18 protein-coding genes are annotated in these 23,480 nt (G+C 72.3%); 8 read left to right on the plus strand and 10 right to left on the minus strand.

Annotated elements, in window-relative coordinates:
- Positions 1 to 54: 54 nt before the first annotated feature.
- Positions 55 to 378 carry an ArsR/SmtB family transcription factor gene (locus C8E83_RS02995; RefSeq protein WP_121368370.1) on the plus strand — a complete coding sequence of 108 codons (324 nt, stop codon included), beginning with the start codon at positions 55 to 57 and terminating at the stop codon, positions 376 to 378.
- A 125-nt stretch (positions 379 to 503) separates the two neighbouring features.
- Here C8E83_RS02995 and C8E83_RS03000 read toward each other — a convergent pair whose 3' ends face one another.
- From C8E83_RS03000 to C8E83_RS03015, 4 genes are read right to left on the minus strand one after another with little or no spacing between them, the layout of a single operon-like run.
- On the minus strand, positions 504 to 1,565 hold the full coding sequence (locus C8E83_RS03000; RefSeq protein WP_121368371.1) for a zinc-dependent alcohol dehydrogenase: 1,062 nt from the start codon (positions 1,563 to 1,565) through the stop codon (positions 504 to 506).
- 3 nt (positions 1,566 to 1,568) lie between these two features.
- The gene (locus tag C8E83_RS03005) at positions 1,569 to 2,429 is read right to left on the minus strand and encodes a fumarylacetoacetate hydrolase family protein (RefSeq protein ID WP_121368372.1); all 861 of its coding nucleotides are present in this window, start codon (positions 2,427 to 2,429) and stop codon (positions 1,569 to 1,571) included.
- A gap of 45 nt (positions 2,430 to 2,474) precedes the next feature.
- A complete protein-coding gene (locus tag C8E83_RS03010) occupies positions 2,475 to 3,284 on the minus strand; it encodes an IclR family transcriptional regulator (protein ID WP_121371702.1) in 810 nt (269 codons plus the stop codon).
- Positions 3,285 to 3,289: 5 nt separating this feature from the next.
- Positions 3,290 to 4,036 carry an SDR family NAD(P)-dependent oxidoreductase gene (locus C8E83_RS03015; protein WP_121368373.1) on the minus strand — a complete coding sequence of 249 codons (747 nt, stop codon included), beginning with the start codon at positions 4,034 to 4,036 and terminating at the stop codon, positions 3,290 to 3,292.
- Between the two features lie 89 nt (positions 4,037 to 4,125).
- Here C8E83_RS03015 and C8E83_RS03020 point away from each other — a divergent pair, with 89 nt between their 5' ends.
- The gene (locus C8E83_RS03020) at positions 4,126 to 5,838 is read left to right on the plus strand and encodes an IlvD/Edd family dehydratase (protein WP_121368374.1); all 1,713 of its coding nucleotides are present in this window, start codon (positions 4,126 to 4,128) and stop codon (positions 5,836 to 5,838) included.
- On the plus strand, positions 5,825 to 8,791 hold the full coding sequence (locus C8E83_RS03025) for an FAD-binding and (Fe-S)-binding domain-containing protein (RefSeq protein WP_342768897.1): 2,967 nt from the start codon (positions 5,825 to 5,827) through the stop codon (positions 8,789 to 8,791). The genes C8E83_RS03020 and C8E83_RS03025 overlap by 14 nt, the downstream gene beginning before the upstream one ends.
- A 111-nt stretch (positions 8,792 to 8,902) precedes the next feature.
- On the opposite strand, the gene C8E83_RS03030 is transcribed toward C8E83_RS03025, so the two are convergent.
- On the minus strand, positions 8,903 to 10,207 hold the full coding sequence (locus C8E83_RS03030) for an MFS transporter (protein WP_211331654.1): 1,305 nt from the start codon (positions 10,205 to 10,207) through the stop codon (positions 8,903 to 8,905).
- 37 nt (positions 10,208 to 10,244) lie between these two features.
- Positions 10,245 to 10,928 carry a cyclase family protein gene (locus C8E83_RS03035; RefSeq protein ID WP_121368375.1) on the minus strand — a complete coding sequence of 228 codons (684 nt, stop codon included), beginning with the start codon at positions 10,926 to 10,928 and terminating at the stop codon, positions 10,245 to 10,247.
- A gap of 134 nt (positions 10,929 to 11,062) precedes the next feature.
- Between C8E83_RS03035 and gad the strand changes: the two genes are divergently transcribed.
- On the plus strand, positions 11,063 to 12,484 hold the full coding sequence (gad, locus tag C8E83_RS03040) for a glutamate decarboxylase (protein WP_121368376.1): 1,422 nt from the start codon (positions 11,063 to 11,065) through the stop codon (positions 12,482 to 12,484).
- A gap of 3 nt (positions 12,485 to 12,487) precedes the next feature.
- Entirely contained in the window at positions 12,488 to 13,312 is an 825-nt protein-coding gene (locus tag C8E83_RS03045; protein WP_121368377.1) for a class II glutamine amidotransferase, read from the plus strand.
- On the opposite strand, the gene C8E83_RS03050 is transcribed toward C8E83_RS03045, so the two are convergent.
- Positions 13,309 to 13,986 (minus strand): ABATE domain-containing protein, encoded by a 678-nt coding sequence (locus C8E83_RS03050; protein ID WP_121368378.1) that lies wholly within the window; start codon positions 13,984 to 13,986, stop codon positions 13,309 to 13,311. The genes C8E83_RS03045 and C8E83_RS03050 overlap by 4 nt on opposite strands.
- Positions 13,987 to 14,092: 106 nt before the next feature.
- Here C8E83_RS03050 and C8E83_RS03055 point away from each other — a divergent pair, with 106 nt between their 5' ends.
- From C8E83_RS03055 to denD, 3 genes are read left to right on the plus strand one after another with little or no spacing between them, the layout of a single operon-like run.
- Complete coding sequence (locus C8E83_RS03055; RefSeq protein ID WP_121368379.1) at positions 14,093 to 15,256, plus strand: lactonase family protein; 1,164 nt, start codon at positions 14,093 to 14,095, stop codon at positions 15,254 to 15,256.
- 18 nt (positions 15,257 to 15,274) lie between these two features.
- A complete protein-coding gene (locus C8E83_RS03060; RefSeq protein ID WP_121368380.1) occupies positions 15,275 to 16,558 on the plus strand; it encodes a four-carbon acid sugar kinase family protein in 1,284 nt (427 codons plus the stop codon).
- 34 nt (positions 16,559 to 16,592) lie between these two features.
- Positions 16,593 to 17,582 carry a D-erythronate dehydrogenase gene (gene denD / locus C8E83_RS03065; protein ID WP_121368381.1) on the plus strand — a complete coding sequence of 330 codons (990 nt, stop codon included), beginning with the start codon at positions 16,593 to 16,595 and terminating at the stop codon, positions 17,580 to 17,582.
- Here denD and C8E83_RS03070 read toward each other — a convergent pair whose 3' ends face one another.
- The 3 genes from C8E83_RS03070 to C8E83_RS03080 form a co-directional block, all read right to left on the minus strand.
- Positions 17,583 to 19,778, minus strand: a complete 2,196-nt coding sequence (locus tag C8E83_RS03070) for a phosphocholine-specific phospholipase C (RefSeq protein ID WP_121368382.1) — start codon at positions 19,776 to 19,778, stop codon at positions 17,583 to 17,585.
- Between the two features lie 29 nt (positions 19,779 to 19,807).
- Complete coding sequence (locus C8E83_RS03075; RefSeq protein ID WP_121368383.1) at positions 19,808 to 21,877, minus strand: endonuclease/exonuclease/phosphatase family protein; 2,070 nt, start codon at positions 21,875 to 21,877, stop codon at positions 19,808 to 19,810.
- 265 nt (positions 21,878 to 22,142) lie between these two features.
- Positions 22,143 to 23,456: an MFS transporter gene (locus C8E83_RS03080; protein ID WP_121368384.1), complete on the minus strand. Its 1,314-nt coding sequence runs from the start codon at positions 23,454 to 23,456 to the stop codon at positions 22,143 to 22,145.
- Positions 23,457 to 23,480 lie beyond the last annotated feature (24 nt).

Genomic DNA, 23,480 nt, shown 5'->3' on the forward strand with positions numbered 1-23,480 from the left:
GATCAGAGTACGCCGTAGTTCGATAGTTGTCGAACTGTTTTTCGAAGGAGTCGCATGTCCGACTACCCCGTCCCCGACATGGCCGACGTGACGATGGTCGAGATCCTGCGAGCCGTGGCCGATCCGATCCGCCTGCACATCGTCGGCGTGCTGGCCGACGGCGAGCCGAAGGCGAAGACGCTCGACGGGTGGGGCGTCGACATCACGAAGTCGACCATGTCGCACCACTTCAAGATCCTGCGCGAGGCCGGCGTCACGCGCACGCTCGTCGACGGGCGCAACCATGCGATCCAGCTGCGGCGGCAGGAGCTCGATGAGAGATTCCCGGGGCTGATCCCTGCGCTCATCGCGAGCATGCCCGCCCCGCCCGCGGCGTAGCGAGCCTCCGACGCCTCCGTCCCCCGAGCCCGTCTCTTCGAGCCCCGGGCGACAAAACGCGACACCTGCGACGCCCCGATGTGTCGCAGGTGTCGCGTTTTGTCGCAGAGGGGGAGAGTGAGGGGCTAGGGGAGCCGCGGGTCGACGTGGAGCTTCGGCCCGGGCCCGGCGCCGGCGGGGCGTGAGCCGGCGAGCACGGGTCCGACCCCGTCGAGCGACACGGTGGCGGCGACGAGAGGCCGAGGGTCGACGACGCCCGACGCGTACGCCTCGATCGCCCCGGCGAGTCCGCCCGAGGCGCTGAGCACTCCGACCGCGGTCACGTCTTTCAGGGCGAGGTCGCGCGAGTCGACGAGCGACGGCGCGCCCGACAGCCCGATGAAGACGACGCGGCCGCCCGGCTCGACCAGGTCGACGGCGAGGGCGGGAGACGAGGCGCCGTTCGACGCGTCGATGACGGCGTCGAACGGGCCGGCGGGCGGCGAGTCCGCTCCTGCCGGGAGACCGGCATCGGCCGGCGCCGCGGACCCGTCGGCCAGCGACACGGTGTCGAACTCCAGGGAGCGGGCGAAGGCGAGCGAGCCTGGCGTGACCCCGGCGAGCTGTACCGCGGCTCCTGCCGCCTGAGCGAAGAGCGCGCAGAGCAGGCCGATGGTGCCCGGCCCGAGCACGAGCACGCGTGACCCTTTCGACAGCGCCGCACCGCGCACGGCCCGCAGTGCGTTGCCGCCGGGCTCGACGAGCGCCCCTGCGACCGAGTCGACCGACGAGGGCAGCGCGTGCAGCGACGACGCCGGCACCACGAGCTGCGAGGCGAGGGCTCCGGGCCAGCCGCCGCGGATCCCGATCTCGTACCGGTCGTCGCAGAGGTGCTGGCGCCCCGAGAGGCATCGGCGACAGTGGCCGCAGCCGAGCATCGTGTCGCCGGTCGTCCGCGTGCCGACGAGCGCCGGAGAGACGCCCGGGCCGACGGCCGAGATCGTGCCGCACCACTCGTGCCCGAGCCGCAGCGGGTACGCCGCGTGCCCCTGGTGCAGGTACGCCATCTCGCCCGAGAAGAACTCGGCGTCGGTGCCGCACACCCCGACCCGTTCGACATCGACGACCACCTGGCCCTCCGAGGGCGCAGGATCGGGCACCTCCTCGACCGCATACCTCCCCGGCCCGGTGACGACGAACGCGCGCACGGCCTACCGCGGCCCGACGACGGTCTGGCGCTGCGACCCCAGCCCGTCGATGCCGAGCTCCATCACGTCGCCCGGCTGCAGCCAGATCTGCGGGTCGAAGCCCATGCCGACGCCGGGAGGAGTGCCGGTGTCGATGAGGTCGCCGGGCTCGAGCACCATGAACTGCGACAGGTGGTGCACGATGAAGTAGGGGTCGAAGATCATCGTCGACGTCGAGCCGTCCTGCCGCCGCACGCCGTTGACGTCGAGCCACATTCCGAGGTCGCCGACGTCGGAGATCTCGTCGGGCGTGACGAGCCACGGCCCGGTCGGGTTGAACGTCTCGGCCGACTTGCCCTTCGACCACTGCCCGCCGCGCTCCATCTGGAACGCGCGCTCGGAGACGTCGTTGACGACGGTGAATCCGGCGATGGCGTCGCGGGCCTCGTCGACCGAGTCGAGGTACGAGGTGCGGCGGCCGATGACGATGCCGAGCTCGACCTCCCAATCGGGCTTCGTCGACCCGCGGGGGATCCGCACGTCGTCGTTCGGGCCGACGAGGGTGTTCGGCGACTTCGTGAACAGGATCGGCTCGCTCGGCACCGCCTGCCCGGTCTCTTTCGCGTGGTCGGAGTAGTTGAGGCCGATGCAGAGGATCTGGTGCGGGCGGGCGATCGGAGCGCCGACGCGTTCGTCGGTGAACGGGGTCGCTGCTCCTGCCGCCTGCTTCGACGCCACGAGCGCCGGAAGCGTGGCGAGGCCGCCCGAGCCGAAGAACGCCTCGTCGAAGTCGGGCACGACGTCGCCGACATCGACGTAGTGGTCGACGTCGACGCGCACGACCGGCCTCTCGTGGCCGGGTTCGCCGAGGCGCATGAGCTTCATGGTTCTCCTTCTGGGGTGGGGTGGCTGGAGGGCGCAGGATCCGAGTCAGTCCGCTCCCGACACGATCGCTCGGATCGCGCTGAGATCGCGCACGAGGTCCCCGATCGGCATGCGGTAGGCGAGCCCCGAGATGCTGATGCCGCCCGTGGGGACAGTCGGCGACGCGAGGAAGGCCGGCAGCGCGAGGCAGTTCACGCCGGCCTCGTTCTCTTGATCGTCGATCGAGTAGCCGCGCTCGCGGATGAGCTCGAGCTGGTCGTGAAGGGCCTCGGGTGTCGCGGCCGTCGTCTCCGTCCGCGCCTCGAGCGGCTCGTCGCCGATCCAGTCGCGCACGGCGTCGAGGGTCGGCAGCTCGTACGACAGCAGGAGCTTGCCGACGGCCGTCGAGTGCGCGGGGTTGCGCCCGCCCACGGTCGACGAGAGCTTCACGGCGCCGACCAGCGGGTCGACCTTCGACCGGTACACCACCCAGCGCCCGTCGAGGACGGCGTAGTGCGCCGTCTCGCCGTAGCGGTGGGCGAGGCGCTCCAGGATCCCGGTGACCCGCACGTGGTCGGGCCGCCCCTCGGCGTGCGCGAAGGCCAGGCGCAGGAACTCGTCGCCGAGGATGTAGTGGCCGTGGCCGTCCTGCGCCGCGAGGCCCGCGCGCCGCAGCGACGCGAGGGCGCGGTGCACCGTCGGCTTCGGTGCCCGGATGACCGTGACGAGCTCGTCGAGGCTCGCGCCCTGGGTGTGCTTGGCCAGCTCGACGAGCACCGCCAGCACGCGGTCGGCGCCGACGACGCGGTCGGGCTCGGCCGAGGCGGCGCCGGTGGCGGCGGCGCCGGTCGCCGTGACGGTCGTCGGAGCAGCCACGGCGCTCACACCCGCAGCGACGTCATGCCGCCGTCGACGCGGAGGATCGAGCCGGTCGTCGACGCGGCGACCGGCGAGGCGAGCGAAGCGATGGCGTAGGCGACCTCGTCGGCTGAGACAAGACGGCCGAGCGGCTGCCGCGCGCGAAGCGCCGCTGCCGCGGCAGACGGATCGGGCGCGGCGTCGAGCAGGCGGCCGACCCACGGGGTGTCGGCGGTGCCTGGTGCGACGGCGTTCACGCGGATGCCCTCGTGCACGTGGTCGGCGGCCATCGCGAGCGTCAGCGCGGCGACGGCGCCCTTCGACGCGGCGTAGAGGGCGCGCTGCACGACGCCGACGAACGCGACCGACGAGCAGGTGTTCACCACCGAGGCGTGGGCCGACCGGCGCAGGTGGGGGAGCGCGGCCCGCGTCACGCGGGCCATCGCCACCACGTTCACGTCGAGCACGCGATGCCACTCGTCGTCGGGGTTCTCGGAGACGTCGCCCGCGGCGCCGATTCCCGCGTTGTTGATGAGGACGTCGATGCCCCCGAGCTCCTGCGCCACCCGCTCGATCGCCGTGTCGACGGCCGACGAATCGGTGATGTCGCACTCGATCGCCAGCACGCCGTCGGGCGCCCCCGAGATCGCGCGATCGAGCACGGCGACGCGGGCCCCGCGTGACAGGAGGAGGCTGGCGGTGGTGGCGCCGATGCCACTCGCCCCGCCCGTCACGACGGCGACCAGCCCTTCGAACTCCGTTGTTGTCATGCCACGAGTATGGCTACAGTGAAGAAGATTTCCAACCCGCGGTTGTGAGTTCCAATAAATGGAACACGCGGCACCGAGAACGGACTGCAATGGAGCATCGGAGCTCTCAGTGGTACGGCGGCGACGACCGCAACGCGTACATCCACCGCGCATGGATGCGCCGCGGGCTGCCCGCCGACGCCTTCGACGGCCGGCCGCACATCGCCATCGCGAACACCGCGAGCGACCTCACGCCGTGCAACGCGCACCTCACCGAGGTGGCGCGGTCGGTGAAGGAGGGAATCTGGGCGGCCGGGGGAGTGCCGCTCGAGCTCCCCGTCGTCTCGCTCGGCGAGACGAACGTGCGCCCGACGGCGATGCTCTGGCGCAACATGGCCGCGATGAGCACCGAGGAGATGCTCCGCGCGAACCCGATCGACGGCGTCGTGCTCCTCGGCGGGTGCGACAAGACGATCCCGTCGCTGCTCATGGCCGCGGCCTCGGTCGACCTGCCGGCCCTCGTGATCCCCGGCGGCCCGATGCTCACCGGCACCTTCCGCGGCGAGGCGCTCGGCTGCGGCACCGACGTGTGGCGGCTCAGCGAGGAGGTCCGGGCCGGCACCCTCACGAACGAGCAGTTCCACCGCAGCGAGTCGTCGATGATCCGGTCGCGGGGCCACTGCAACACCATGGGCACGGCGTCGACGATGGGGTTGCTGGCCGAGGCGCTCGGGACGGTGCTTCCTGGGCTCGCCGGGACCCCTGCTCCTGACAGCCGCCTGCTCGAGATGTCGCACGAGTCGGGACGGCTGATCGTCGACCTCGTCGAGCGCGACCTGCGCCCGTCGCGTCTGCTCACGAAGGCGTCGTTCCACAACGCGATCGTCACCCTGGCCGCGATCGGCGGCTCCACGAACGCGGTCGTGCATCTGCTCGCGATCGCCGGCCGCCTCGGCATCGACCTGACGCTCGCCGACTTCGACCGCATCGGCTCCGGCGTCCCGCTGCTGGTCAACCTCCAGCCGGCGGGCACCTTCCTCATGGAAGACCTCTTCCGCGCGGGCGGCCTGCAGGCGGTCCTCCGCGAGGTGCAGGATCTGCTCGACCCCACGGCCATCACGGTCTCCGGCCGGCCCCTCGTCGACCACCTGAACGAGGCGACCGTGTGGGACGCCTCGGTCATCGCGCATAGAGAAGAGCCCCTGCAGCCCGACGCCGGGATCGCCGTTCTGCGCGGCAACCTGGCCCCGGACGGCGCGATCATCAAGCCCGCCGCCGCGTCGATCCACCTGCTGAAGCACCGGGGCCGGGCCATCGTCTTCGACTCGATCGAGGACTTCCGCGCCCGCATCGACGACCCCGACCTCGACGTCGACGCCGACTCCGTGCTGGTGCTTCGAGGCTGCGGCCCTCGCGGGTACCCCGGCATGCCCGAGGTGTCGAACATGCCGCTGCCGAAGAAGCTGCTCGAGCAGGGCGTGCGCGACATGGTGCGCATCTGCGACGGCCGGATGAGCGGGACGGCGTACGGCACCGTGATCCTGCACGTCGCCCCGGAGGCCGCCGCCGGCGGGCCCCTCGCGCGCGTGCGGACCGGCGACTGGATCACGCTCGACGTGCACCGGCGCCGCCTCGACGTCGACGTGCCGCAGGACGAGCTCGACGCGCGCGAGCCGAACCAGGCCACGCTCGACGGGTTCGCGAAGCCGCGCCGCGGCTGGGAGCGGCTCTACGTCGACCACGTGACGCAGGCCGACACGGGCGCCGACCTCGACTTCCTCGTGGGGTCGAGCGGAGACGCGGTGGCGCGTGAGTCGCACTGACGGGCGTCGCACGAGCGCGGTCGGCTCCGGCGGGAAGGCGTTCACCACGATCGGGGTCTCGGATCCTGCGCTCGTCGCGGCCCTCGAGCAGGCGGCGCCCGGAGCCGTGAGCTCGCGGCCGTCGGACCGCCTCGCCCTCGCGCACGACGCGTCGCACTACCTCGTCACGCCGCAGGTCGTCGTCACGCCGCGCACGGCAGCGGAGGTCGGGGCGGTCGTGGCGGCGGCTCGGGCACGCGGTGCCGGGGTCACGTTCCGCTCGGGCGGGACGAGCCTGTCGGGCCAGGCGCAGGCGCCGGGGGTGCTGATCGACACTCGCCGCCACTTCCGCGGCATCGAGCCTCTGGGCCCCGACGCCGCCAGGGTGCGGGTCGAGCCCGGTGCGACCGTGCGGCAGGTGAATGCCCGGCTGGCGGGGGCGCGGCGGCGTCTCGGGCCTGATCCTGCGTCCGAAGCGGCCTGCACGCTGGGCGGGGTGATCGCGAACAACTCGAGCGGGATGACGTGCGGCACCACGGCGAACACCTACGCGACGCTCGACACGATCGTGGTCGTGCTCGCCGACGGCACGGTCGTCGACACGTCGCTGCCCGACGCCGACGCACGTCTGCGGGCGGCGCGCCCCGACGTCCACGACGGTCTGCTCGCGCTGCGCGGGCGGGTGATGCAGGAGCCGACGCTGGTCGCCTCCGTCGCCCGCCACCACTCGCTCAAGAACACCATGGGGTACGGGCTGAACGCTCTGACGGACTTCGCCTCGCCCGCCGAGATGCTGGCCCACCTCGTCGTCGGCAGCGAGGGGACGCTCGCGTTCGTCGCGTCGGCCGTGCTCCGGACGCTGCCGGTGCGGGCGCACCTGGCGACGGCGATGCTGTACTTCTCATCGCTCCGCGACGCCACCGACGCCCTGCCGGTGCTCGTCGACTCGGGAGCCGCCGCGATCGAGCTGCTCGACGCCACCAGCCTGCGGGTGGCCCAGCGCGACGCCGGCGCCGATGCGTCGCTGCGCGATCTCGCCGTGGACGGTCATGCGGCGCTGCTCGTGGAGTACCAGGAGACCACGGCGGCTGGGCTGAGGTCGCGACTCGAGGTGGCCTCCGGCTTGCTGACCGCGCTGCCGCTCGCGCAGCCCGCCGCGTTCACGACCGATGCGGCCGCACGCGCGGCCCTGTGGCACATCCGCAAAGACCTCTACGCGACCGTCGCGGGCGCTCGCCCCTCGGGCACGACAGCGCTGCTGGAGGACGTCGCCGTGCCGGTCGCGAGCCTCGCCGACGTCTGCGAGCGTCTCGTCGGGCTGTTCGCCGAGCACGGCTACGACGACGCCGTGATCTTCGGGCACGCGAAAGACGGCAACATCCACTTCATGCTCACCGAGCACTTCGACGACCAGGCCTCGCTCGCCCGCTACGACGCCTTCACCGAGGAGATGGTGGCGCTCGTGCTGGCCGCCGGCGGCACGCTCAAGGCGGAGCACGGCACGGGGCGCATCATGGCGCCGTACGTGCGGCTGCAGTACGGCGACGAGCTCTACGAGGTGATGCTCGGGGTGAAGCGGCTGCTCGACCCCGAGGGCGTGCTGAACCCCGGCGTGGTGCTGCCGGCCGGGGACGTGTGGCCTGGCGCGGGCGCGACCGCCGACGTGGACGCCGCCGAGCGGCATGGTGCGCACCGTGCCGCCACCGTGCCCCTCAAGACGTCGCCGCCGATCGAGGTCGAGGCCGACTCCTGCGTCGAGTGCGGCTACTGCGAGCCCGTCTGCCCCTCGAAAGACCTCACCCGCACCCCGCGGCAGCGCATCGTGCTCCGTCGCGAGCGTGCCCGCGCGCTCGCCGCCGGAGACACCGCCCTCGTCGCCGAGCTCGACGCCGACTACGACTACGACGGACTCGACACCTGCGCCGCCGACGGCATGTGCCAGACGGCGTGCCCGGTGCTCATCGACACCGGCAAGCTCGTGAAACGCCTGCGGGCGACGCAGACGACCCCCCTCGAGCGGGCGGCGTGGGCCGGCGCGGCGAAGCACTGGGGCGCAGCGACGCGCGCCGGGTCGGCGGCGCTCACCGCGGCCGCGCACCTGCCGGCTCCGCTCGTCACCGGGGCGTCGCAGCTGGCCCGCGGGCTTCTGGGCGACGACACGGTGCCGCTGTGGGCGCGCGACCTGCCGGCGGGCGGAGGCGTGAGGCACGGGCAGACCTCCCGCGATCCTGCGGCCGTGTTCTTCCCCGCGTGCATCCAGACGCTGTTCGGGCCCGCGGCCGACGGCCCGGGAGCGTCGGGCGCCCTGCAGGCCCTCTGCGACCGGGCGGGCGTGGCGCTGCGCGTGCCGCAGGGCATCGGCGCCTTCTGCTGCTCGACGCCGTGGAAGTCGAAGGGCATGGGCGCAGGATCCGAGACCATGGCGGCGACCGTCCTCCCGGCCCTGTGGGAGTCGTCCGACCACGGCCGCCTCCCGGTCGTCTGCGATGCGGCCTCGTGCACCGAGGGACTCGAGGGTCTCGTGGCCGCCGCCGCCGCGTACCCCGGGCTGCGCGTGGTCGACGCGGTGACGTTCGTCGACGAGGTGGTGCTGCCACGGCTGCGCTCCGCGGGGCTCGTGCCGGTGCCAGCGCCTCTCGGCCGGCTCGCCCTGCACCCGACGTGCTCGTCGACGCGCCTCGGGTCGAACGACGCCCTGCTGCGCGTGGCCGGCGTCGCGGCGCGCGAGGTCGTCGTGCCCGACGACTGGGGCTGCTGCGCCTTCGCCGGCGACCGCGGCATGCTGCACCCCGAGCTCACGGCGTCGGCCACGGCGCGGGAGGCCGCCGGAGTGGTCGCCGCCGCACTCGACGGGGGAGCGTTCGACGCCTACGCCTCATGCAACCGCACCTGCGAGCTCGGCATGACCCGCGCGACCGGGCACCCGTACGAGCACGTGCTCGAGGTGCTGCTGCGCGCCCTCCCGCCCCGCTGAGCTCGCCTTCCACCCCACCCCCTCCGCGGCGAGCCGGCGCGACAAAATGCGACACCTGCGACACACGGGGGCGTAGCAGGTGTCGCGTTTTGTCGCAGGGCGGCGCCGGGACTACGCGTCGACGCGCGCCGCAGCCTCCGGCGCGGCGACGGCCAGCCGCGGCCGCCGAGGCGTCACGGCGGCGAGCAGTACCCCGCAGCCGGCGATCGCCGCCCCGAGCAGCACGAAGCCGAGCGCGGTCGAGCCCGTCACGTCGTCGAGCCAGCCGACGATGTACGGCCCGAGGAACCCGCCGAGGTTGCCGATGCCGCCGATGAGGCCGAGACCGACCGCGAGCACCTCGGTGCGCAGCAGCAGCGGCGGCAGCGCGAAGAACGCCCCGTGCACGTAGAGGCCCGCGGCGACGACGCAGAGCAGGACGTACTCGGGCACTCCGCCGCCGACGAACTGCCCGACGACGAGCGCGACCGCAGCAACCGAGAGCGGCACGAGCACGGTCGTGCGGCGCGAGCCCAGGCGGTCGGTGCGCGTCGAGATGACCACCATCGCGGCGAGTCCGAAGACGTACGGGATCGCCGTGAGGAACCCGACGAGCTCGGTCGACCCGCCGGTCATGTCACTGAGCACCTGCGGCAGCCACAGCGTGAAGCCGTAGAACCCGGCGTTGTAGAGGAACCAGGCGGCGACGAGCGCGATGACGATCGGGTTCTTCACGACGTCGCGGTAGCGGGTCGACGTGGTGATCGACTCGGTCTTGATGACCTCGTCGGCCGCGATGGCCGTCTCGATGTCGGCCGCCTCGCGAGCGGATGCCCAGCGGGCCCGGCGCGGGGTGTCGGCGATCACGAAGAACCACACGATCGCCCAGACGAGCGGCGGCAGCCCCTCGAGTATCATGACGCCGCGCCAGTCGAACGACGACAGCAGCGTGCCCGTGATCGGCGCCGCGATGATCGGCGCGAGCGGAATGGCGAGCAGCCACAGGCCCGAGGCGCGAGCGCGCTCCTTCTGCGGGAACCACCGCGACAGCAGGATCAGGGTCGCCGGCTGCACCCCGCCCTCGAACACCCCGAGAAAGAATCGCGCCGTGAACAGCTCGCCCGTGTTGTGCACGAGGCCCGTCCAGACGGCGCAGAGACCCCAGAAGACCATCAGGATCAGGACCACGTACTTCGCGCTCCACTTCTGCGCGATGATCGCCGCCGGCACCTGCGTGAAGAAGTAGCCGATGAAGAAGATGCCCGACACGAGACCCTTGTCGGTCGCGGTGAGGTGGAGGTCGTCGTCCATCTGCGGCAGCACGAACGAGAGGTTCGTGCGGTCGAAGTAGGCGAGGAGGTACATGACGCTGGCCACGGGGATGAGGAGGATCCAGCGGCGCCCGAGCGGCGGGCGAACGGAGGGTGCGGTAGTCACTGCGGTGTGTCCTGTCGACGGTGGGATGAGTGAAGGGCTAGGGGAGGGTCGCGAAAGCCCGCACGGGCGCCCCGTCGCTGCCCGGCACGTTGAGCGGCAGCGCGTAGAACGGCACCCGTTCGGCCGGGAGCGACCAGAGGTTCGTGAGGTACTCGATGAGCGGCGTGCCCGAGGCCAGCAGGATCGAGTGGCACGCCCAGTCGTCGGCGTGACCCCGCGGGTGTCGCTCGAAGTGCGGGTCGTAGGGGGCGCGCGTCGCACGATCCTGCGGGAAGTCGAATCCGGCGGCCGAGACTCCGCGCTCCTGCAGCCAGGTGGCGGCGGAGGCCGAGACGTAGGGGGAGCGCAGCCAGTAGTCGGGCGACGTGGTCGGGTGGCGGAGCTCGTGGTCGGTGCGGAGGAGCGCGATGTCGCCGGCGGTGACCGCTGCTCCTGCGCCCTCGAGGTGCTCGGCCGTGATCTCGGTGTCGTCGCCGAGGCCGGAGAGGTCGATCACGACCGCGTCGCCCGCGAGACGAGAGAGGTCGACCTCGCCGAGCGGCGGGAGCGCGTCGTCGAGGTGGCTGGGCGCGTCGACGTGCGTGAAGGCGTGCGCGGCGATGTCGAGCGTGGTCGACGTGAATGGCTGGCCCTCGGCGACGGCGTGCTTGTGCGCGAACGAGACCGAGAAGCGCCAGTGGTCGACGATCGGCATCGAGAGGTCGATGAGAGTGGGAGGCATGGGACTCCATTGTCGTGCTCGGCGATCGGCTGATCGTCTTTCCTATACGATATAGCGCCTCAGTGCGAGGCCGCAACACGCGCGAGTGAAGCGCTGTCAGCCGCACGAAGGCATCGGCGAGCAGGATCAGCAGCATGACCGACGATGCTCTCGACGACACCTTCTCGGGCAGCCCGCTCACGCGGCGCTCGCCGAAGACCCGCTTCCCGCTCCACGAGCAGGAACCCCGCGACACCTACCAGCTGGTGCACGACGAGCTGATGCTCGACGGCGTCGCCCGCATGAACCTCGCGACGTTCTGCACCACCTGGGTCGAACCCGAGGTGCGGGCCCTCATGGCCGAGTCGCTCGACAAGAACATCGTCGACAAAGACGAGTACCCGCAGACCGCCGAGCTCGAGACCCGCTGCGTGCGCATGCTCGCCGACCTCTTCCACTCGCCCGACCCGACGTCGACCAGGGGCACCTCGACGACGGGGTCCAGCGAGGCCGCGATGCTAGCCGGGCTTGCCGCCAAGTGGCGCTGGAAGGCCCGTCGGGCATCGGCGGGCCAGGGCGCAGGAGCAGGCACCCCCACCCCGAACATCGTCTCCGGGCCCGTCCAGGTCTGCTGGGAGAAGTTCGCGCGGTACTTCGACGTCGAGCTGCGCCAGGCGCCGATGCCCGAGGGCTTCACGCTCACGCCGGAGCAGGCGCTCGAGCGCATCGACGAGAACACCATCGCGGTCGTGGTCACCCTCGGCCAGACCTTCACGGGCCTGTTCGAAGACGTGGCGGCGATCAGCGCCGCCCTCGACGACCTCGAGGCGCGCACGGGTCAGAGCGTCGACATCCACGTCGACGCCGCCTCGGGCGGGTTCGTGGCGCCGTTCTGCGCGTCCGACCTCGTCTGGGACTTCCGGCTGCCGCGGGTGAAGTCGATCAACGCCTCGGGGCACAAGACCGGCCTGGCGCCGATCGGCGTCGGCTGGGTGATCTGGCGCGAGGCCGCCGACCTGCCCGACGAGCTCGTCTTCGACGTCAACTACCTCGGCGGCAGCCTGCCGACCTTCGGCCTCAACTTCTCACGGCCGGGCGGCCAGGTGATCGCGTCGTACTACGACTTCGTGCGGCTAGGGCGCGAGGGCTACACGAAGGTGCAGTCCGAGACGTACGCGGTCGCGAAGCACCTCGCCCGCGAGATCGCCGCGCTCGGCCGGTTCGCGATCGTGCACGACGGCAGCGCGCGGCGCGGCATCCCGGCCGTCACCTGGTCCATGCCGCAGGGCGACACGTCGCCGTTTACGCTCTTCGACCTCGCCGAGGAGCTCCGGACCCGCGGCTGGCTCGTCCCCGCCTACACGCTGCCCGCCGATCAGCAGCAGACCGCCGTCCAGCGCATCATCGTCCGCCACGGACTCAGCCTCGACCTGGCCGACCTCCTGCTCGACGATCTCCGACGGGCGCTCGAGAAGCTCGACGACCGGCCGCCGTCGCGGTCGCTCACCCCCGCCGAGGGGCGGAGCTTCGACCACACGGCGATCGCGCGGGTGGCCGACGCGAGAAGCGGCTCCTGAGCCATGTGCCGTCTCTTCGGGCTGCACGCCGGCACCAAGCCCGCCGACGCGACGTTCTGGCTGCTCGACGCGCCCGACAGCCTCTCATCGCAGAGCCACCGCAACCAGGACGGCTTCGGCATCGGCACCTGGTCGCCCTCGGGCGAGGCCGTCGTCGACAAGGCGCCGCGGCCGGCCTGGTCGGACTCCGACTTCGCGACGGCGGCCCACGACCTCACGGGCACGACGTTCGTGGCGCACGTGCGGCATGCCACGGCGGGCGGGCTGACCGACGAGAACACCCACCCGTTCCTGCAGCAGGGCAGGCTCTTCGCACACAACGGCGCCCTCGGCGGAGGCGACCTCGCGACCCTGGACGCGCATCTACGTTCGCTGTCGGTCGGCGGGCGGCCCGCGCTCGACCTCGTGCTCGGTCAGACCGACAGCGAGCGGTACTTTGCGCTCGTCACCGCGTCGATCGAGGCGCGGGGCGGCGACGTCGAGGCGGGCGTCGCCGACGCCGTCGCCTGGATGACCGGCCGCCTGCCCGTCGTCTCGCTGAACTTCGTCCTGACGACGCCGACCGACGTCTGGGCGCTTCGCCTGCCCGCGACCGACACGCTCTACGTGCTCGAGAGGCCCGCCGGCGGCGAGTCGGGCGGCGCTCTCCGGGTGCGGGGCAGTCAGCTGGCGGCAGGATCCGCGGCACTCGCCGACCGGGCCTCCCTCGTGGTCGCCAGTGAGCCCCTCGACGGAGAGCCCGGCTGGCGCGGCCTGGAGCCCGGCGAGCTCGTGCACGTCGGCCCGTCGCTCGCGGTGGAGTCGACCCGCCTGCCGTCGGCCTCCTAGCCCCGCGACCTGGCGGCGTGCCGCGCGACGCGCACCCGGTCGCCGCAGGCCGTCGAGCACCAGATGCGTCGGGCGTGATCCTGCCGGAACAGCCGGGAGCAGTCGGGTGCGGCGCACTCGCGCACCCTCAGAGCTGCGGGCGAGGCGAGGAGGGCGATGGCGTCGCGGGCGAGCGCTGCGGCGGCGTCGTCGACCCGAGCGCGGGCGCCTCGCGCGTCGGCGCCTCGCCCGTCGGCGCCCCGACCGCGGGCGCCGGGCGCGCCGGCGCGGTGCGGGACGAGGCGGGCGATCGCCGGGGCGTGCGGATCGCCGTGTCGGGTGCGGTGGCCGTGCCCGTCGACGAGCGCGGGGTCGGCGACGCCGGCCACGACGAGGGCGGGCACGACGGGCACTCTCGCGGCGGCGTCGTTGATCCGCCGCACCGCCTCCTGGGGCAGGCGCGACGGCCCGGCTTCCAGCGCCGCGCGCACGGCCGCTCGCAAGTCGGTGATCCGAGGCCCGGGCGCAGGATCCGAGTCCCCGACCGGCAGAGCGTGCTCCGTCGCCCACTCGCGCCACGCCGCCGCGTCGGCCACGAAGTCGACGGCACCGCGCGCCCCCACGACGAGCGTGTTCACGAGCGCGAGCGCGATCGAGTCGGACTCGCCGGGGGCGGGCGGGGGGAACGTCGCCATCGGGACGCCTTTCTTACGAAGTGATTACCGGGCTCCTGCGCCCCTGTCGTCGTCTCGACGCTAATGGTAAATCTTGGCAATATCCATTAGTTCTAAGGAGCATGTCATGAGAGCACTCACCCGCATCGGTGCCGTCTCGGCCGCCTCGATCGCCCTGGTCGGCGCGTTCGGTTCGGCCGCGCAGGCTGCGACGCCGTCGGCTTCGGCGGTCGCCGCGCACGCCTCGTTCAGTGCGCACGGCTCGTCGTCCGGCGCCGTGTTCGTCGAGACCGACAGCACCGTGGGCAACGCCGTGGTGGCCTATCGCCGCGCCGCCGACGGAACGCTCACCCAGTCGGGCCGCTACGCCACCGGCGGCGTCGGCGGCGTGCTGGGCGGCTCGGTCGTCGACCACACCGCCTCGGAGGGCGCCGTCGCGCGCAGCGAGGGCGACCTGCTCACGGTGAACGCCGGCAGCGACACGGTCACGTCGTTCCGGGTCGACGGAGACCGGCTCGCGCGCGTCTCGAGCGTCTCGTCGGGCGGCGACTTTCCCGTGAGCATCGCCACGCGGGGCGCCTACGTGTTCGTGCTCAACGCCCGAGACGGCGGATCGGTGCAGGGCTACCTGAATCTCGGCGGGCGTCTGGTCGCGCTGCCCGGCTCGCACCGCGCTCTCGGGCTCGACCCCGCCGCGACGCCGGAGTTCACGACGACGCCGGCACAGGTGTCGTTCACCCCCGACGGCAGCCACCTCGTCGTCAGCACGAAGGGCAACACGAGCGCGTTCGAGGTGTTCGGCGTGCGCGGCCTCCTCGGCCTCTCGGCGAAGCCCGTCACGACGACGGTCGCCGGCGCCGTGCCGTTCGGCTTCACCTTCGACGCGCGCGGCCGCATCGTCGCGACCGAGGCCGGCCCCAACGCCGTCGCCACGTTCGCCGTGCAGCCGTCGGGTGCCGTGACGCCCGTCTCGCAGACCCTCACGGGGCAGGCCGCGACGTGCTGGATCGTCGAGGCCGACGGGCGCTTCTACGCCTCGAACGCCGGCAGCGGCACGCTCTCGACCATCGCCGAGACCGCCTCGGGCCAGGTGTCGGTGCAGGCCACGACCGCGACCGACGCCGGAACCGTCGACGCCGCGGCCACGCCCGACGGGCGCTACGTGTACGCGCAGACCGGTGCGACCGGCACGCTCGACGAGTTCCGGGTGGGGGCCGACGGGTCGCTCGTGCGGATCGGCTCGGTCGTGGTGCCCGACGCGGTCGGCGGCGAGGGCATCGTCGCCGAGTAGTCGGGCTAGCGTGGAGGGATGAGCCAGCAGCGCCTCACCGTCGTGCTCGACGACGACCCGACCGGAACCCAGATGGCCACCGACGTCACCGTCCTGCTCGACTGGTCGGCCGAGGCGATCGCCGACGTGCTCCGCGCCGAGCGCGCCGTCTACGTGCAGACGAACTCGCGGGCGATCGACGAGTCGGCCGCCCGGGCGCTGGCCGCCGACCTGCGCGCCGCGATCGATCAGGCGGCGCAGGAGCTCGCCGAACCCGTCCTCGTCGTGCTCCGGGGCGACTCCACGCTGCGCGGCCACGTGTTCGCGGAGTCCGACGCCTTCCTCGGCGACGCGGGCCGGATCCTCTTCGTGCCGGCCTTCCCCCAGGGCGGCCGGACCACGATCGGCGGGGTCCACCGGGTCCGGATCGACGGCGTCGACGTGCCCGCGGGCGAGACCGAGTTCGCCGGCGACCCCGTTTTCGGCTTCCACTCGTCGAACCTCGTCGAGTGGGTGGCCGAGAAGGGAGAGCGGGCGGCGTTCACCGTCTCGCTCGCCGAGCTGCGAGACTCCGATCGCGAACCGGGAGCCGCCGTCGCCGACGCACTGGCCGCGGCGGCTCCCGGCGAGGTCGTCGCGCCCGACGCCGAGACCGACGACGACGTGCGCCTGATCCACGCGGGCCTCGAGCTGGCACTCGGCCGGGGAGTGCATGTGGTGGTGCGCTCGGCCGCGACGCTGGCCGCCCTGTGCGCAGGCAGGCTGAGCGACGGCTTCCTGCCGCGGCCGGTCGTGACCGCGGCTCCTGCGGCCCTGGTGGTGTGCGGGTCGCACACGGGTGCCGCGACCGAGCAGCTCGACCGCCTCGTCGCGCACCTCGGCGTGACGCCCGTCGAGGTCTCGACCGACGACGCCCTCCGCGAACCCGAGGCCGCCGGGCGCGCCGCCGCAGCCCAAGCGCGCAGGAGCCTCGAGACCGCCCGCGTGGTGATCCTCTCCACCGAGCGCCAACGCCGCGCCGCCGACGACACCCTGCAGCACGGCGAGCGCGTCATGCGGGCCCTCATGGTCGCCGCCCGAGAGCTCGCGCCGGGCTTCGCCGTGGTCGTGTCGAAGGGCGGGATCACGTCCGCCGAGGTGGCCCGCACGGCGATCGGCGCCGAGCGCGCGCACGTCCGCGGCCAGATCGCGCCGGGCATCTCGGTGTGGAGCCTCGACGGCGCGGCCGGCCCGACGACGCAGATCGTCGTGCCGGGCAACGTCGGCGGCGCCGAGACGCTCGTCGACGCCCTCGCGGCCGTCGGCCACGGCGCCGCCGGCTGAGGCGCTCGTTCCGGGCGAGGGCTAGCGTGGGGGCATGAGCCAGAGCAGCCTCACCGTCGTCATCACGGGGGGTGCGGGCTTCCTCGGCTCGCTCCTCGCCCGCACGCTTCTCAAGGCCGGGTCTCTCGGCGTCGGAGGGGCGGCACCGCAGGCGATCGGCCGGCTCCTGCTCGTCGATCTCGTGGCCCCGAGACCCGAGCTTGCCGCCGACGAGCGGGTCGAGGCCGTCGTCGGCGAGCTCGATGACGTGGCGCAGGAGCTCCCCGACGCCGACGTGGTGTTCCATCTGGCGGGTGTGGTCAGCGGCGCGGCCGAGGCCGACTTCGACCTCGGGCTGCACACCAACCTCGACGGCACGCGCCTCGTGCTGGAGCGCGCCCGCGCGCAGGCCACGCCGCCGGTGCTGGTGTTCGCGTCGTCGGTCGCGGTCTTCGGCGCCGACCCCGCGCTCGGGCCGATCGGGCGGGTCGACGACGACACGCTGCCCAGGCCGCAGTCGAGCTACGGCATCCAGAAGTTCATCGGCGAGCAGCTCGTCGCCGACTACGCCCGGAAGGGCTTCGTGCGCGGCCGCAGCGTGCGGCTGATGACCGTCTCGGTGCGGCCGGGAAAGCCGAACGCGGCGGCGTCGAGCTTCCTGTCGGGCATCATCCGCGAGCCGCTCGCGGGCGAGCGCGCCGTGTGCCCGGTCGATCCCGACCTGCCCGTCGCGCTGTCGTCGCCGCGGAAGACGATCGAGGGCATCATGCTCGCCGCGACCGCCGCCGACGACGCGTGGGGGAGCCTCACGGCGATGACGCTTCCGGGCCTCACGACCACGCCGAGGGCGATGGCCGCGGCCCTCGACGCGGTCACGGGCGAGGAGACGAGCGCCCTGATCGACTGGGCGCCTGATCCGGCGATCGAGGCCATCGTCATCACCTGGGCCGCCGACGTCGCGACTCCCCGGGCCGAGTCGATGGGACTCGCTCCCGAGGCGTCGTTCGACGACATCGTGCGGCAGTACGTGGAGTCGCTGGGCTAGCTACTCCACGCGGCCGGCGAACCGGTAGCGGAACCCGTCGCCGGTGTTCGCGGTGACGATGACGTCGTAGTAGCCCCACTCGTCGACCGGCCAGAAGACCGTGGAGGTCTTGCCGCCCTTGACCGTGACCGTCTGCGTCTTCGTGACGAAGTCGTTCGACGTGAGCGTGAAGATCGCCTGCGGCGTGCCGCCGTTCGCCAGCGCGAGCGAGAGGGCCGGCTTCTTCCCGGTGACCAGCGTCGCCGTCGCCGACGGGATCGGCACGTCGGTGTGAGTGCCTGAGAGGACCGTGCCGGCGAAGCGGCGGAGGAACCGGTCGGGGCCGTAGACCGAGAAGTCGTAGCGGCCGTCGAGGCCCGGGAGGGCGGCGTTCCAGGTGTACGAGGCCGTCGTCTTCGGGGCGAGGGTGTGCGGCGTCGACGCGAACGCGATCCAGGCGTTCGGGAACACCTGGTGCGAGACGCCCTGCGTGCCGTCGTTGTGCATCGTCAGCGTGACGGCGCCGTTCGCGCGGTTCACCGCCACGTTGGCGTACTGGCGGTAGGGGAGTGCGCGGTGCTGGGCGGTCCCGGGATCCTGCACCGGCATCTTCTGCGCACCGACGGCGGGTTCGCGGATCGACGGCTTGGACGCGTCGGCGTCCGCGGCCGCGACGAGCTTCTGCGTCTCCGAGAGGGGCAGCACCTCGGCGGCCGTCGGGATCGAGAAGTCGGGGTTCTGGAAGTCGAAGCACGACGTGAGGTCGCCCGAGATGGTGCGGCGCCAGGCCGAGATGTTCGGCTCTTCCACGCCCGTCCAGGTCTCGAGGAACCGGATGATCGACGTGTGGTCGAAGACCTGCGAGTTCACCCAGCCGCCGCGGCTCCAGGGCGAGACCACGGTGAGCGGCACTCGCGTGCCGTAGCCGATCGGCAGCCCGTCGACGTACTCGTCGGTCGTGCCCGGCTCGGCGAGCGGCGGGATCATGTGGTCGAAGTAGCCGTCGTTCTCGTCGTAGTTGATGAGCAGCACGGTGCTCGCCCAGGTGTCCGGGTTGCTCATCAGCGCCTGGATCACCGCGTTCGTGTAGTGCGCGCCGTAGTCGGGGCTCGCCGCCGGGTGCTCGCACCAGCCGTAGGGTGCGACGACGTACGACACCTCGGGCAGCGTGTTCGCCGCGGCGTCCTTGCCGAACTCGCTCAGCAGGTAGGTGACGTCCAGGCCCTTGCCGGAGTCGGGCTTCCAGCCGGTGTTGAGGCCGCCGTTGATCGCGAGGGCCTGGGTCGCAGGATCCGAGGACGCCAGCGCGTCGTGGTACTGGTGGAACAGCCACAGCGGGTTGTCGCCGTAGTCGCCGACATAGGGGTGGCTGCCGGAGTCGCCGACCTCGTCGTTCGAGTACGTCTTCCAGGTGACGCCGGCCTTCTGCAGGCGCTCCGGGTAGGTGGTCCAGCTGTAGACGGGGTTGTAGTCGGCCGGGTTGTCGGTCGCCGGGCCGCCGAGGCCGCCCTGCGGGTTGATCATGCCGGTCCACTGGTAGAGGCGGTTCGGCGTCGTCGGGCCGATCAGCGAGCAGTGGTAGTGGTCGGCGATCGTGAAGGCCGACGCGAGCGTGTGGTGGAACGGGATGTCGTCCTTGGTGAAGTAGCCCATCGTCTGCTCCGACTTGGCCGCCACCCAGTTGTTCCACGCGCCCTTGTTCCACGCCGTGTGGCCGCCGCCCCACGAGTGGTCGAGGCCGCCGGCGTTCTGCGCGTTGTAGTTCGCGGAGTCGAGCGGGAACGGCAGCATGTGGCCGCCGTCGGTGCGGGTCGGGTCGGGCTGCGCGAAGATCGTCCCGCCGCCCGGCAGCTCGAGGGCCTGCTTGTCGCTGTAGCCGCGGACGCCCGGGAGGGTGCCGTAGTAGTGGTCGAACGAGCGGTTCTCCTGCATGAGGATCACCACGTGCTTGACGTCCTTGATCGAGCGGGTGGCGCCCTTCTTGGCTGCTGACGCGGCGGACGTCGTCGCGGCGTCGGCGGAGGCGCCCTGCCCGAACGCGCCCGTCTGGGATCCTGCGGCCACACCCGCCATGATCGCGGCCGCGCCGCCGAGGAGGATCGTGCGACGGCTGACGCCCGGGCGGATCTCGGTCGGGTAGGAGTGGCCCTGGTCGAGGGGAGGGGCCGCGTTCAGCGTGACCTTCGGGGCGTGCTCTTCGGGCTTCGACTTGCTCATGGCTTCTTCTTCTCGTGTCGGTGTCGGTGCTACTTGACGGTGAAGGTGGTGACGACGGCCGCGCGGTTCGAGATCCACGCGTTGCCGCCGGTGTTCGTCGGGCCCTGCGGGAACCCGTCGACGAGCGTGTGCGACTCGTCGACCGAGAGCTTCCCGGAGTAGTCGACGTAGTCGAGCCGCTCCGGCCCGTCGGTCTGCGCCGTGCTCGTCGACGACGTGCCGGCGGCCGTGGCGGCGTCAACGGTCGCGGCCGCGCCGGTGGTGACGGGCGGGAAGATCGACGTGGTCTGGCCCGAGTCCTTCGCGGCGTTCGGGTGCTCGGCGCGGTAGGAGTCGGTGAGGCCGGCATCGAGCAGGAGCTGCGGAACCGGCCAGGCGACCGACCCGATGCCGCAGTGGCTCGCCGCCGTCTTGGACGTCCAGTCGCTCGCCGCGGGCGACTCGAGGTCGCCGAGCACGAGGTTCGGCACGTTCTTCGTCGTGGCCTTCTCGATCGCCTTCGACAGCGCCTTCGCCTGGCTGTAGCGGAGCGTCGCCTTCTCGGTCGCGACGATCTCCTTCGAGGTCGGCGTCGCCGTCGCTGCGCACGCGGCGGCCGGACCGAACGCGTCGGAGTCGAGCTGCGTGCTCCACACCTGGAGGCGGGTGCCCGCGACGTTCACGAGGGCCGCGACGGCGGGGACGCCGGTGGGCACGGCGCCGTTGTCCTTCGCCAGCGGGTAGCGGCTGATGATCGCCTGCCCGCCGGCCGACTCGACGTGACCCCAGCCGAGCAGCTTCGCGACCAGCGTGGCCTGCGTGCCGAGGGTGTCCTGGAGGCCGACGACGTCGAGGCGGTTCGAGACGATGGAGCCGACGAGCTTCTCGCGGGCTCCTGCGACATGGCTGCCGCCATCCCACATGTCGAGCGTCGCCGCCTTGACCTGGGGCTTCGCGTTCTTCGCGCTCAGCGGGAACTCGACCGTGATCGTGCCCGTGACACCAGCGGTGTCGGTCGCCTGGATCGTGACCGTGCCCTCGTCGTTCGCCGACTTGCTCGGGCTCGACGGCGTCGTGCCGGTGATCTCGCCCGTGGTCGAGACCTTGAGCCAGGAGCTGCCGGAGGTCTTCGCGAACGAGACCGCTGCCGTCGGCGAAGCTCCGCCCGGCCCGAACCAGAGGCCGTTCACGCTCGTGTCGACGGCGGTCACCGGGGCGGTCGCGGCGACGGTCATGTCGTCGGTGACGAAGTGGGCCGTGGTGGGGGTGGGGTCGTACGGCGGCGGATCCTGCACCTGGAAGGTGATCGGCTTGGCCAGCCAGGTGTAGCCGTCGTCGTAGAGCAGGTAGGCGGTGATGTCGTGCCCGCTGGTGAGGCCGGCGCCGCTGACCGTGAGGGTGCCGGACGTCGCGCTGCCGGTGTAGGTGTAGGCGGTCGACGGGCTGTTGTACGACTGGCTCGTGGGGCCGTCGGCCGGGTCGTTGTACACGCCGACCCAGTTGAGGGAGTTCGGGGTGTCGGTCGACCAGCTGAAGGTGAGCGGCTGGCCCGCGATCGGGTTCTTCGTGTCGAGGGTCAGCGTGCCCGTCGGCGAGGGAGCCGGGGCGGCCGCGACCTGGAACGTGATCGGCTGCGACAGCCAGGTGTAGCCGTCGTCGTAGAGGAGGTAGGCGGTGATGTCGTGGCCCGCCGTGAGCTTCGCGCCGCTCACGGTCAGGGTGCCCGAGGTGTCGTCGCCCGAGGCGGCGTCCTTCGTGTACGTGTAGGCGGTGCTGCCGCCGACGTACTTCTGGTTCACGGGGCCGTTGCTCGGCGTGTTGTAGACGCCGACCCAGTTGAGGTCGTTCGGCTGGTCGGTGGTGTAGCTGAACGTGAGGTCCTGCCCGGCGACCGGGTTCTGCGTGAGCAGCTTCAGCGTTCCGGTCGGGGTGGGCGCCGTCGCCGTCGGGGTCGAAGTGGCAGTCGGCGTGGACGTTGCGGTGGCGGACGCGGCGGTCGCCGCGGTGCCACTCGTCGCTGTGCCTGCTGTGGCCGAGGCGATGGACGGGATGGCGATGCCGACCACGGCGAGCGAGGCGACGATCACCCCGATCAGCAGCTTGCGCGAAACACGGGGCATGGGTGTCGATCTCCCTCGGACGCACGATCACCGGCTCGGCCGGTCGGCGCCTCTCAGGCGCCGGGACGACTCTTTCTGCATGATGTGAATCGACTCGGCCGCCCGTGTGACCGGACTCGGAATGGCGTCTGAACTTCGCGTGCCCCGGGGTACACCGGTGTCCGCCATGGAGCTCGCTCGGCGCTCCGCGCGTCGAATCGGCGACCGCGCGCGCCCTAGGGCCCGCGTTCACGCCGGTCGGGCGCGCCGACGCCGCCAAAGCGGGTCAGACGGAGTCGGCAGCCAGCGCAGGCCGGTCGATCGACTCCGGCAGGAGGCGGCCGAGCGCCAGCGCCCCGAGCGACGTCACGCCCATCCCCACGGTGGCGACGATCGCCCAGGTGATCGGCGTCGCGCTGCCGAGCAGCACACCGGCGAGCTGGGGCCCGATGAGCCCGGCGACCGACGACATCGTGAAGCTCGCCGCGTTGTAGCGGCCGCGCAGCTCGTCCGGGGCCAGCTCGTTCGGCAGCCCGCCCTCGACGGGTGCGTACATCGTCTCGCCGAGGCCGAACACGCCGAGCGAGACGACCAGGGCGACGCTCGCGCCGACGGTGCCGAGCCCGGGAAGGTCGGCGAACAGAGTGATCGCCCAGGCGAGCGTGAAGATGCCGCCGGCGACGAGCAGCATCCGGCTGCGACGCCAGCGGTGGGTGAGGCGGCTGACCAGGAGCTGCGTCACGACGATCGCGGCGGTGTTCGCCGCGAACGCGAACCCGACCGCCCGGGGCCCCGCCCCGACGACGAGCGTGGCGTACGCACCGAACGGCCCGTTGAGCTGGGCGTACCCGAAGAGGAAGAGGAGGAAGTTCACCGCGAGGAACGCGACGAAGGCCCGGTCGCGGAGCACGGCCCGGTAGCCGCCGTGCGTGCGGGTCTGGGCGTGCTCCTGCGCGCCTGCGTCGACCGCCACGGGCCCGAAGCCCGGGCTCGTGCGCAGGAAGACGACGACGATCGCCGCGAACGCGAACGTCGAGGCCGCGTCGAGCAGGTAGATGAGCTCGAAGGTCGCAGGATGCGCGACGCTGACGAACAGGCCCGACACGAGGCCGCCGATGCCGATGCCGGCGTTGAGGATGCCGAACCGCAGGGCGAACGCGTGCGGCCGCTTGTCGGGCGGGAGCTGAGCGGCGACGAGGCCGTTCATGGTCGGCCAGGTCATCGCGCTGCCACCCGACTCGAGGGCGACCGCGACGAACGAGACGACGACCGCGAAGCCGCCGGAGCCGACCGGCGCCGCGAGGAGCACGCCGCTGAGGCCCATGAGGGTCATTCCGACGACGATGAGGCGGCCGAGCCCCAGACGGTCGCTCAGCGACCCGCTCACCGGGGCGAGCGCGAACGCGGCGACCGCGCCGACGGCCACGATCGTGCCGGCCAGAGGCAGGCTGATGTGCCGCACGCCGTGCAGGTAGACGAAGAGGAACGGCAGCGTGAGGCCGGTGCCGAGCGACGAGATCATCGTGCCGGCGAGCGAGAACCGCCACGCCCGCCGCCCCGCGGCGATGCGTTCGTCTGACCAGATCTCGGTGGTGCTCACCCGACGACGCTAGCGCCTGCGACC

The sequence above is a fragment of the Frondihabitans australicus genome (genome assembly GCF_003634555.1).
Taxonomy (GTDB): domain Bacteria; phylum Actinomycetota; class Actinomycetes; order Actinomycetales; family Microbacteriaceae; genus Frondihabitans; species Frondihabitans australicus.